This window comes from Streptomyces sp. CC224B, from assembly GCF_030010595.1.
In the GTDB taxonomy this organism is placed as follows: Bacteria; Actinomycetota; Actinomycetes; order Streptomycetales; family Streptomycetaceae; genus Streptomyces; species Streptomyces longispororuber.
In genome coordinates this window covers 17,021-28,009 of record NZ_JASCXL010000124.1, presented here as the reverse complement: position 1 = coordinate 28,009, position 10,989 = coordinate 17,021, and the positions used below count along the sequence as shown (strand labels likewise).

The 10,989-nt window shown below is 75.0% G+C and carries 10 protein-coding genes; 9 read left to right on the top strand and 1 reads right to left on the bottom strand.

Annotation, left to right across the window (positions count from 1 at the left end):
• Positions 1-391 precede the first annotated feature (391 nt).
• From QK440_RS34360 to QK440_RS34340, 5 genes are all read left to right on the top strand, one after another.
• Positions 392-535, top strand: a complete 144-nt coding sequence (locus QK440_RS34360) for a hypothetical protein (RefSeq protein WP_282797168.1) — start codon at positions 392-394, stop codon at positions 533-535.
• A gap of 243 nt (positions 536-778) precedes the next feature.
• Complete coding sequence (locus tag QK440_RS34355) at positions 779-1,438, top strand: hypothetical protein (protein WP_282797167.1); 660 nt, start codon at positions 779-781, stop codon at positions 1,436-1,438.
• Positions 1,435-2,481, top strand: coding sequence for a hypothetical protein (locus tag QK440_RS34350; RefSeq protein ID WP_282797166.1), 1,047 nt, complete (start codon positions 1,435-1,437; stop codon positions 2,479-2,481). The genes QK440_RS34355 and QK440_RS34350 overlap by 4 nt, the downstream gene beginning before the upstream one ends.
• 147 nt (positions 2,482-2,628) lie before the next feature.
• Positions 2,629-3,999, top strand: coding sequence for a nitrate/nitrite transporter (locus QK440_RS34345; protein WP_282797165.1), 1,371 nt, complete (start codon positions 2,629-2,631; stop codon positions 3,997-3,999).
• A gap of 111 nt (positions 4,000-4,110) precedes the next feature.
• Positions 4,111-5,256, top strand: coding sequence for a uroporphyrinogen-III synthase (locus tag QK440_RS34340; protein WP_282797164.1), 1,146 nt, complete (start codon positions 4,111-4,113; stop codon positions 5,254-5,256).
• Here QK440_RS34340 and QK440_RS34335 read toward each other — a convergent pair.
• The gene (locus QK440_RS34335) at positions 5,208-5,789 is read right to left on the bottom strand and encodes an anthrone oxygenase family protein (protein WP_282797163.1); all 582 of its coding nucleotides are present in this window, start codon (positions 5,787-5,789) and stop codon (positions 5,208-5,210) included. The genes QK440_RS34340 and QK440_RS34335 overlap by 49 nt on opposite strands.
• 325 nt (positions 5,790-6,114) lie before the next feature.
• Between QK440_RS34335 and QK440_RS34330 the strand changes: the two genes are divergently transcribed.
• The 4 genes from QK440_RS34330 (at position 6,115) to QK440_RS34315 (ending at position 10,904) form a co-directional block, all read left to right on the top strand.
• Positions 6,115-6,714, top strand: a complete 600-nt coding sequence (locus tag QK440_RS34330) for a CGNR zinc finger domain-containing protein (RefSeq protein ID WP_282797162.1) — start codon at positions 6,115-6,117, stop codon at positions 6,712-6,714.
• A 148-nt stretch (positions 6,715-6,862) separates the two neighbouring features.
• Entirely contained in the window at positions 6,863-7,432 is a 570-nt protein-coding gene (locus tag QK440_RS34325) for a sigma-70 family RNA polymerase sigma factor (protein ID WP_190140526.1), read from the top strand.
• A complete protein-coding gene (locus QK440_RS34320; RefSeq protein WP_282797161.1) occupies positions 7,429-8,319 on the top strand; it encodes a zf-HC2 domain-containing protein in 891 nt (296 codons plus the stop codon). The genes QK440_RS34325 and QK440_RS34320 overlap by 4 nt, the downstream gene beginning before the upstream one ends.
• Positions 8,320-8,537: 218 nt before the next feature.
• Complete coding sequence (locus QK440_RS34315) at positions 8,538-10,904, top strand: UvrD-helicase domain-containing protein (protein WP_282797160.1); 2,367 nt, start codon at positions 8,538-8,540, stop codon at positions 10,902-10,904.
• The last annotated feature ends 85 nt before the right edge of the window (positions 10,905-10,989 follow it).

Here is a 10,989-nt window from a genome sequence, read left to right as displayed (position 1 = left end):
TCCCGGCCCCGCAGCCCCCCGAGGCCGCGCTCGCGCCCGCCGACCCGCCCGCCTCGGCACCGGCCGACAGCGGGAGCGGGACGGGCGGCGGCGACGCCGGGCCGGGGGAGCAGCCCCCGCCGGGAGTCGGCTCCCCGTCGGGGGCGGCGCAGCCCTGACCGCCCTTGGCGTTTGCGGATGCGACGGCGGTGAGGCGAGGGGGGCGCGGGGCACGGCCCGCCCGAGCGCGGGTGCCGGGGCGCGGGGTGCCGGGGCGTGACGGGCCGAGCCGGATGCCGTGGGGGCACAACCTCTTGATCATCTCGGTGGTCCCTCTCCTCGACATGGCGTACGACGCCCCGCGCCTGGACAGCGGTCGGCGGCGGCGCTCGGCACGACGTACACGGTGTGGATGCTGATGCTGGTGTGGCCCCTGATCGCAGTGATGGTGCTGGCCGCGGGGTGGGTGGACCTCGTGGCGCGACGGGCTCCGGCGCCGGTGGCGGACGCCCCGCCGCCGGGGGCACCTGACGAGCGGACCGGGCGGGGCGCCTGAGAAGCAGAACGCGCGGAACAACACCTGACGAGAAGCCCGCACGGAGCGCCGCCCGGAGCCGAGGCCACCGGACGGTCACCGCCCTTGCCGTGTTCTGCCACTGTTGCGCAACAACCCCCGGGCCGCCGCGCCGGTATGCCCGCTTCTGCCCTCGTCCTCGGCAAACCTCACTGTCGCGCCACGCTGGGCCCGTGGATAGCGTGGGTTCACTCAAGTGAACCCACGTCTCACCGGGAGTTGACTGTGCACCGCCGACCCACGCTGCTCGCTGCCGCGTCTCTGACCGCTGCCGCAGTCCTGTCACTGGCCGCCTGCGGCGGCGGAGACGGCGGCTCCAAGGACGACGACACCATCGAGGGCGCCCAGACCGGCGGCGGCAAGAGCGCGACCCCGTCGCCGAAGACCTCGGCCGACGGCATCGACCGGCCGCGGATCACGCTGCCCAAGGGCGTGCGGAACGTCTTCGAGGGCGGTCGGACGGGCGACGCGACGAAGGACGCGATCCTCGCGGACAGCGAGCGGCGCATCAACTCGCTCGACGAGGCTGTCACGGTCGAGGCCAAGGACCACCCGGCACTGAAGTTCTACTCCGCGGGGGACGCCCTCATGTCGGCGGCGACCTACGTCAAGGGCTTCTACGACGACGACCGGTCGTTCGTCGGCACGACGCGCTACTACAAGCGGAACGTGACCATCCTGAAGAAGGGGACCGCCGCGGTGACCTACTGCATGGACTCCAGCAAGACGTACCCCATGAACCGCAGGACGAAGAAGGTCGACAAGTCCGTCCCGGCCTCCGACAAGGACTACGCGTTCTTCAACACACGGCTGGAGAAGAACGCCAAGGGCGTCTGGCAGACCACGTCCGTGACCTCGATCGAGGCGGCGAAGCAGTGCCTGTGAACCGGCGGAGCACCCGGCGCGCCCTCGTCCCCCTCCTCGCGCTCTGCCTGACGGCGGCCGTGCCCACAGCCGCGTACGCGAGCGGCGGCAAGGGCGGCGGCAAGCCCCTGGAGGGCAGCGGCAAGGGCGGCACCAACGGCCGCACCATCTACGCCGAGTCCAGGATCGTGACCGTCACCGGCGGCGGCTCCCGCAAGCAGTCCGGGACCGGCACGCTCACGCCGACCGACAGCGACTGGACGCCGCCCGCGTGCTGGTACGAGCCCGCGTTCTCCCCGAAGCAGCTCGCGGGCACGGTGAAGGCGCTGCGCGGCCTGGAGTCGCTGCCCTTCATCGGAGGGGCCGCGGACGTCCTCGGCGACGCCCTCGACAAGCGCTACAAGGACGGCGAGTACAAGAACTACAACCTGGACAAGCAGGGCAAGGGGATGTTCTGGGCGGCGGTGAAGAACAAGAACCGCCTCGACGACCCGGAGGTGAACTCCTGCACCAAACCGCCCTTCTGGGTGGACGAGGGCGACACCCCCGACGAGCCCCTCGCCGTCAGCCCGCGCATCCTCGCCGAGTACGCCTACGACGAACTGCCCATCCCCGGCACCGAGGTCACCATGGCGCCCGCGGGCGAGACCAAGGTCAACCTGCCCACCTGGGTCTGGCTGGACAGGGCGAAGTTCAGGAAGGTCTCCGCGACGGCGAGCCTGCCGGGCACCGGTCTGTCGGCCACGACGACCGCCGAACCCGTGTCCCTGCGGATCGAGCCGGGCACGAAGGACGCCCGGACCTACCCGGCCTCCGGCGAGTGCGCCCTCGGCGAGGGCGGCCGCATCGGCGAGCCCTGGGCCAGGGGCAAGGCCAAGAGGACCCCGCCGTGCGGGGTGGAGTACCTGCGGTCGTCGGGCGACGGCTCGTACGCGCTGAAGGCCACCGTCACCTGGAAGATCCGCTGGACGAGCACGAACGGATCCGGTGAGGGCCTGCCGGACGGCGAGTTCGGCGCCGACCAGGACGTCGTCGTCAAGGAGATCCAGGCCGTCAACCGCTGAGGCGGCCGCCGGTCCTGGACGGCGGTGCTCACCGTCCAGGACCGCCCCGGGTGAGGCCGTCGTTCCCCAGTGGTGACGCACCGGCACATGGCCGAAACGTGCCCTCCCTACCGTCGGGATCACCAGCCGTCGGTCGGGAGGCTTGTCATGGGGCAGGGCGTGTGGAAGGGCCGGGACACCTGGATCCGGCGGTGGGATCCGGAGGACGACGCGTTCTGGGAGCGGGAGGGCGAGCGGACCGCGCGGCGGAACCTCGCGTTCTCGGTGCTCTCCGAGCACATCGGGTTCTCCGTGTGGACGCTGTGGTCCGTCATGGTGCTCTTCATGGGGCCCGAGTACGGCATCGACCCGGCCGGGAAGTTCTTCCTGGTGTCGATGGCGACGCTGGTGGGGGCCGTGGCGCGGGTGCCGTACACCTTCGCCGTCGCCCGGTTCGGGGGGCGCAACTGGACCGTCGTCGCCGCCTCGCTCCTGCTCCTGCCGACCGTCGCCGCGTTCCTCGTCATGGAGCCGGGCACCTCGTACACCACGTTCCTGGTGTGCGCCCTGCTGACCGGGGTCGGCGGCGGGAACTTCGCCTCCTCCATGACCAACATCAACGCCTTCTTCCCGCTGCGCAAGAAGGGGTGGGCCCTCGGCCTCAACGCCGGCGGCGGCAACATCGGCGTCCCCGTCGTCCAGCTCGTCGCGCTCGCCGTCATCGGCGCGGGCGGGGGGCCGCGGCTGCTCCTCGGCGTCTACATCCCGCTGGTCGTCGCCGCGGCCGTCTGCGCCGCGCTGTTCATGGACAACATCGCGTCCGTGAAGAACGACACCGGGGCCGCGAAGGAGGCCGTCCGGGACCCGCACACCTGGATCATGGCGTTCCTGTACGTGGGGACCTTCGGGTCGTTCATCGGGTACAGCTTCGCCTTCGGGCTCGTGCTCCAGACGCAGTTCGGGCGCACCCCGCTGGAGGCCGCGCAGCTCACCTTCGTCGGGCCGCTGCTCGGGTCGCTCGTCCGGCCCGTGGGCGGGCGGCTCGCCGACCGCTACGGCGGGGCCCGCATCACGCTGGGCAACTTCGTCGCCATGGCCGCCGCCACCGGGGTCGTCGTGGTGGCGTCCCTGCGGGAGTCGCTCACGCTGTTCACCGCCGCGTTCGTGGTGCTGTTCGTGCTCAGCGGCCTCGGCAACGGGTCCACGTACAAGATGATCCCGGGGATCTTCCAGGCCAAGGCCGTGCGGCAGGGGCTCGACGGGGAGGCGGCCCTGAGCTACGGGCGGCGGCTGTCGGGGGCGGCCATGGGGCTCATCGGGGCCGTCGGCGCGCTCGGCGGGCTCGGGATCAACCTGGCCTTCCGGCAGTCCTTCCAGGGCACGGGCGCGGGCACGGCGGCCTACGTCTCCTTCCTCGGCTTCTACGCCCTGTGCTTCGCGGTCACCTGGGCCGTGTACCTGCGCCGGCCCGCCGCCGCCCGGGCGCCGGTCACGGCCGCGACGGGCACCGGGCGGGAGCGCTCGTACGCCGAGGTGTGACGGCACGGTGCCACGGCGGCCCCGGGCGGCGAGGCGGGTCGACACGACGTAACACGGCGGACATCACGATGATCCAGAGCCGTCACCGGCCGTTGGCAGGGTCGAGGAGTCATGAACGTCTCACACGCACACGGCCCGCTCCCGCTCTCCGGGTTCACCGTCGGCGTCACCGCCGCCCGGCGCGCCGACGAGCTCGGCGCGCTCCTCCAGCGGCGCGGCGCCACGGTCCTGCACGCCCCCGCGCTGCGGATCCTGCCGCTGTCCGACGACGGGGAGCTGCTCGCCGCCACCGAGGAGCTCATCGCCCACGCGCCGGACGTCGTCGTCGCCACCACCGCCATCGGGTTCCGCGGCTGGGTCGAGGCCGCCGACGGCTGGGGCTGCGGCGAGGCGCTGCTGGCCCGGCTGCGCGGCGTCGAACTGCTCGCCCGGGGGCCCAAGGTGAAGGGCGCCGTACGGGCGGCGGGGCTCACCGAGCACTGGTCGCCGTCGTCGGAGTCGATGGCCGAGGTCCTCGACCACCTGCTCGCCGAGGGCGTGGACGGGCGGCGCGTGGCGCTGCAACTGCACGGCGAGCCGCTGCCGGGGTTCGTGGAGGCGCTGCGGGCCGGGGGCGCGGACGTCGTCCTCGTACCGGTGTACCGGTGGCTGCCGCCCGCCGACCTCGCGCCCGTCGACCGGCTGCTCGACGCGGTCGCGGCCGGCGGCGTCGACGCGCTCACCTTCACCAGCGCGCCCGCCGCCGCCTCCCTGCTCGCGCGCGCCGAGGAGCGGGGGAGCGCCGCCGGCCTCCTCGCCGCCCTGGCGGGCGACGTGCTCGCCGCCTGCGTGGGCCCGGTCACCGCGCTGCCCCTGCGGGACCGGGGCGTGGCGACCGTCCAGCCCGAGCGGTTCCGGCTCGGCCCCCTCGTCCAGCTCCTGTGCCGGGAACTGCCCGCGCGGGCCCCGGTGCTGCCGGTCGCCGGGCACCGGGTGGAGATCCGGGGCCACGCGGTGCTCGTGGACGGGGAACTCCGGCCGGTCCCGCCCGCCGGGATGGCGCTGCTGCGGGCGCTGGCGCGGCGGCCCGGCTGGGTGGTGGCCCGCGCCGAGCTGCTGCGGGCCCTGCCGGGCGCGGGCCGCGACGAGCACGCCGTCGAGACCGCCATGGCCCGGCTGCGGACGGCCCTCGGGACGCCGAAGCTCATCCAGACGGTGGTCAAGCGCGGCTACCGCCTCGCGTTCGACCCGGCGGCCGCGACGCCGTCCACGGGCTGAGCCGCGAGGGCGCCGCACGCCACGAGCGCCCGGCAGAGCAGCCCGAACGCCAGCGCGCACAGCACGGCCCGCACGGCGTTCCAGGCCACCCACGGCCCCTCGAAGTCCGCGCGCACGGCCGCCGGGTCGGCGATCCGCGCCGGGTCGCCCGCCGCCGCGAGGGCGTCGTTCAGCGGCACGTGCACCCCGGCGGTGAGCGCGACCGCCGCCCCGTAGGCGACCAGCGCGGCGAGCACCCACCGGCCCGCCGGCGCCCGCCGCAGCCGCCACGCCGCGTACGCCGTGCTCAGCGGCGCGCCGAGGAAGGCGGCGAGGAACACCGGGTTCTGGATCACCTTGTTGATGTGCCGCATGACCTCGATGTACGCGCGGTCCGTGCCGCGCCCGAGGCCCGGCATCACCGCGCACGCGAAGACGAAGAAGGACCCGGCCGTCAGGCCCGTGGTGAGCGCCGCGACCCCCAGGGCCGGACCGCCGGGGCGCGGGCTCCGCGGGGCGGCCGGAGCGGGGCGTGGCGTGCTGTCGGTCGTCATGGCACCGAGTCAAGCCGCCGCCCGCGGCCCCGGCCATGGCCGACGGGCGCGGCCGCATACGCGTGCGTCTCGGCCCCCGACCGCGCGGGTCCCGGGCGGCCCGCCCGGCCCCCGCGGCGGCAGGGGTTCCGGACCGGTGCCGGGACGGGCACTGTAGGAAGGAGTACGGACGGGTGTACGGACGGCACGCGCCGGAACCTCGGCGCGCACCGGAACGTGGGTACGCGCCGGAACGACGGCACGCACCGGGACAGCGGCACGCGCCGGGCACCGGCGCGCACCGGCCCCCCGAACTCAGCGGCGACACCGAGGCGGTGACAGGCGCATGGCGTTGGGTGCGGTCCCGCACAAGGCCGCGTACGGCGAGCTGCGGTTCGACTCCGGACGGCCCTGCCTCGACCTCCTCGCGACGACCCACCCCGCGGAGCGGCTCGACGGGGTCGACCGGCTGCGCGCCTGGCTGGCCGGGGCGGGCCTGGTCCCGCCGGGCACGCCGCTGCCGGACGCGGGGCCCGACTGGCTCGACGGCTTCCGCGAACTGCGGGGCCACGTCGACCGTCTGGTCACCGGGGAGCTGACGGCGCACCCCGCCGACGCCGCCCTCGCCCGGGTCAACGCGCTCGCCGCGGCGGCACCGCCCGCCCCGCGCGCGGTGCGCCACCCCGACGGCAGCCTCACCCTGGCCCTGCACGGCACGCCCGGCCGGGCCGCCCTGCTCGCCGCCGTGGCCCGGGACGCGGTCGACCTGCTCACCGACCCGGTGGCCCGCTCGCTGCTGCGCCGCTGCGCGGGCGACAACTGCCCCATCGTCTACCTCGACACGTCCCGGGGGCACCGCCGCCGCTGGTGCTCCAGCGAGGTGTGCGGCAACCGGGAGCGCGTGGCCCGGCACCGGCGGCGCGCGGCGGGACTCGCCCCGGCCTGACCGCCCCGGCGAGGACAAACTCCCCTCGCCTCCGCGGAAGTTGGGCCCCGCCTTGAACGCGCGCCGCGCGGCGTCCGTACGTCCAGGGAGACCGGTCGGCGCGCCCGGGCCGGCCGGCCGAGACGAACAGCGGACAGCGGAGGCAGACGTGCGCAAGGATTCCGCCGTGGCCGATGAACGCCCGCACCGGCATCGAGCGACGCCTCCGCCGGAGCCGGACGAGGAGCTGATGCGCGCGCTGTACCGCGAGCACGCCGGACCGCTCCTCGCCTATGTGCTCCGCCTGGTGGCGGGGGACCGGCAGCGCGCCGAGGATGTCGTACAGGAAACGCTCATCCGTGCCTGGAAGAACGCCGGTCAGCTCAACCGTGCGACCGGTTCGGTACGCCCCTGGCTGGTGACGGTCGCACGCCGCATCGTCATCGACGGCCACCGCAGCCGGCAGGCCCGGCCGCAGGAGGTCGACCCGTCGCCGCTGGAGGTCATCCCCGCGGAGGACGAGATCGATAAGGCGCTGTGGCTGATGACCCTCTCGGACGCGCTGGAGGACCTGACCCCCGCGCACCGGGAGGTACTTGTCGAGACCTACTTCAAAGGGCGTACGGTCAACGAGGCGGCCGAGCGCCTGGGTGTCCCCAGCGGCACGGTGCGCTCACGGGTCTTCTACGCGCTGCGCTCGATGAAGCTGGCTCTGGAGGAGCGGGGGGTGACGGTATGAGCACGCCGTACGACGCACACGGCCACGGCGGTCCCGGGCGGGGCCCCGGCCCTGACGGCTCCGGCCCCGGCGGCCCCGGCGACGTGCACGAGACCGTCGGCGCCTACGCCCTCGGCATCCTGGACGACGCGGAGGCCACCGCGTTCGAGGCGCACCTGGCGGGGTGCGAGCTCTGCGCACGGCACCTGGAGGAGTTCTCCGGCCTGGAGCCCGTGCTCGCCGCGCTCGCGGACAGCCCCGGCTCCCGCGGCGACCGGCCCGGCGGCCGGGACGCCGCCCTGCCCGGGCCGCGCCCCGCGCCCGGGAGCGGCGCGCCCCCGGCCGCCCGGCCGGGACCCGGGCTCGCCGAACGCCTGGTGGACGAGGTCGTCGAGCGTCGCGCGCGCAAACGCCGGCGCGGCATGTATCTGGTCGCCGCGGCGGCCGCGCTGATCGTCGGCGGTCCCCTCGCGGTCCACGCGACGGAGGGCGGCGGCGACGGCGGCGGCAAGCGGCAGGAGGCGCTCGACCCGCACCCGACCTCGCCCGCCGAGGACGCCTTCTTCCACCACATGGACCAGAAGACCGCCGCCACCGACCCCCGGACCCGGGTCACCGCCACGGTCGGCACCGAGAAGAAGGCCTGGGGCACCCACACGGTCCTCGAGCTGAAGAACGTCAAGGGTCCGCTGAAGTGTTCGCTCGTCGCGGTCGGGAAGAACGGCGAGCGCGAGACCGTCACGACCTGGGCGGTGCCCACCTGGGGCTACGGCATCGAGAACAGCCCCAACCGATGGGCGCGCAACCCGCTGTACGTCCACGGCGGCGCCGCCCTCGCCCGCGACGACATCGACCACTTCGAGGTGCGCACGTCCGACGGCGACCGCCTGGTGACGGTCGACGCCTGAGGCCGGGCGGCCCGCGCTGCGACCGGCGGCGGGCCCGCGCGGCACCGGGGGCCGCGCGGCCCCCGGCCCCCGCCGCCGTTCACGGCCAACGTCCCAGGCCACAGCGGTGCCGCGGTCCCGCAGCGGACCGGGGGCCGGGACTGCACAACCGGGGTTCCTTTCGCGTACGGTGGACGGCTGCTCACTACGGGCAGCAGCACGTCAGGAAAGGGGCCCCGGTGGCCGACGTACGCGACCGCGAGATCAGCGTCGAACAGGAACACCTCGACCAGGTCTACCGCCGCCTGGAGGAGAAGATCCACGAGGCCGAGTTCCTGATGAACGACGCCGCCAAGCGTGCTCAGGTCGGTACGCCGGGCGCGCTCGCCGAGCGCGACGCGCAGGTCTTCCGCGCGGGCATCCACCTCAACCGCCTCAACAACGAGTTCGAGGACTTCCTCTTCGGCCGCATCGACCTGCTCCTCGGCAAGGACGGCAAGAAGGGCCCCGACGGCGCCTACACGGCGGTCGAACCCGCCGAGGGCGCGGTCCGCGAGGAGGCCGACGGCCGCGTCGCCGACATCGCCGAAACCCTGCACATCGGCCGCATCGGCGTCCTCGACGCGGACTACTCGCCGCTGGTCATCGACTGGCGGGCGCCCGCCGCGGCCCCCTTCTACCGCTCGACCCCGGTGAACCCCGGCCGGGTGGTGCGCCGCCGCGTCATCCGCTCCAAGGGCCGCAAGGTCCTCGGCGTCGAGGACGACCTGATGCGCCCGGAGCTGACCGCCTACCTGGACGGTGAGCCGCTGCCGGTGGTCGGCGACGGCGCGCTCATGGCCGCGCTCGGCCAGGCGCGCGGCCACACCATGCGCGACATCGTCGCCTCCATCCAGGCCGAGCAGGACCAGGTGATCCGCGCGCCCGCCGCGTCCGTGACGTACGTGGAGGGCGGCCCCGGGACCGGCAAGACGGCGGTCGCGCTGCACCGCGCCGCGTACCTGCTCTACCAGGACCGGCGCCGCTACGCGGGCGGCATCCTCATCGTCTCCCCGACCCCGCTCCTCGTCGCCTACACCGAGGGCGTCCTGCCGTCCCTCGGTGAGGAGGGCCAGGTCGCCATCCGCGCCGTCGGCTCCCTGGTCGACGGCGTCGAGGCCACGGCCTACGACACCCCGGCGGTGGCCCGCGTCAAGGGCTCGTCCCGCATGCTCAGGGTGCTGCGCAAGGCGGCGCGAGGGGCCCTGGAGACACCGCCCGCCCCGGGCGCCGCCGCCCCGGCCGCCGCCGAGGACGGGCTCTTCCCCGCCGCGGACGCCGCCCCGAAGCCGGCGGCCGGGCCTCCGCCGGCGGCGCCCGCCCCCACCAGGCTCCGCGTCGTGGCCTTCGGCCGCCGCCTGGAGCTGGAGGCGAGGGACCTGGACCGCATCCGGCGCACCGCGCTCGGCGGCACCGCCCCGGTGAACCTGCTGCGCCCCCGCGCCCGCAAGCTCCTCCTCGACGCCCTCTGGGACAAGTCCGGCGCCGCCACCCGGCACAGCGACCCCGAACTCGCCGCGGAGCTGCGCTCCTCCTTCGACGAGGACGTCGCCAGCGAGGACGCCTTCCTCGCCTTCCTCGACGCCTGGTGGCCGGTCCTGACCCCGCGCGGCGTGCTCGCCGCGATGGCCGACGAGAGGCGGCTCGGCCGCTGGGCCCGCCGGGTGCTCAACCCCGGCGAGGTGCGCAAGCTGGCCCGCTCGCTGCGCCGCGAGGCGTACTCCGTGCACGACGTCGCGCTCCTGGACGAGCTCCAGGCGATCCTCGGCGCCCCCCCGCGGCCCCGGAAGAAGCGCGAGCTCGACCCGCTGGACCAGCTCACGGGCCTTGAGGAGCTGATGCCCGTCCGCGAGGAGTCCCAGCGCGAGCGCGCCGAGCGCCTGGCCGCCGAGCGCGTCGAGTACGCGCACGTCATCGTCGACGAGGCGCAGGACCTCACGCCCATGCAGTGGCGCATGGTGGGCCGCCGCGGCCGCCACGCCACCTGGACGGTCGTCGGCGACCCCGCGCAGTCCTCCTGGTCCGACCCGGACGAGGCCGCCGCCGCCCGCGACGAGGCCCTCGGCACCCGCCCGCGCCGCCGCTTCACGCTCACCGTCAACTACCGCAACCCGGCCGAGATCGCCGACCTCGCCGCCAAGGTCCTGGCCCTGGCGATGCCCGGCTCCGAGGCGCCCTCCGCCGTCCGCTCCACGGGCGTCGAGCCGCGCTTCTCCGTCGTACGGGACAAGGACCTCGGCCGGTCCGTGCGCGAGGAGGCGGCCCGGCTGCTGGAGGAGGTCGAGGGCACCGTCGGCGTCGTCGTCGCCATGCAGCGCCGGGACCAGGCGGCCCGCTGGCTCGCCGGCCTCGGCGAACGCGTCGTCGCGCTCGGCAGCCTGGAGGCCAAGGGCCTGGAGTACGACGCGACGGTCGTCGTCTCGCCCGCGGAGATCGCCGACGAGTCCCCGGCCGGGCTGCGCGTCCTGTACGTCGCCCTGACCCGCGCGACCCAGCAGCTCACCGTGGTGTCCGGGGAGCGCGACGAGCCCGACGCGGACGGTGTGCCGGATCTGCTCCGGGACTGACCCCTGCTGCGGGAATGGCCCCACGGGGATGCAGTGTTACCGTGGATGTGGCACCGGCCCGATCCAAGCCCCCGGGCCCAACCTT

Coding starts and splice junctions, on each gene's coding strand:
- QK440_RS34340 (WP_282797164.1), top strand. CDS start 4,111: ATGAACGTCTCACACGCACACGGCCCGCTCCCGCTCTCCGGGTTCACC.
- QK440_RS34330 (WP_282797162.1), top strand. CDS start 6,115: ATGGCGTTGGGTGCGGTCCCGCACAAGGCCGCGTACGGCGAGCTGCGG.
- QK440_RS34360 (WP_282797168.1), top strand. CDS start 392: ATGCTGATGCTGGTGTGGCCCCTGATCGCAGTGATGGTGCTGGCCGCG.
- QK440_RS34345 (WP_282797165.1), top strand. CDS start 2,629: ATGGGGCAGGGCGTGTGGAAGGGCCGGGACACCTGGATCCGGCGGTGG.
- QK440_RS34335 (WP_282797163.1), bottom strand. CDS start 5,789: ATGACGACCGACAGCACGCCACGCCCCGCTCCGGCCGCCCCGCGGAGC.
- QK440_RS34320 (WP_282797161.1), top strand. CDS start 7,429: ATGAGCACGCCGTACGACGCACACGGCCACGGCGGTCCCGGGCGGGGC.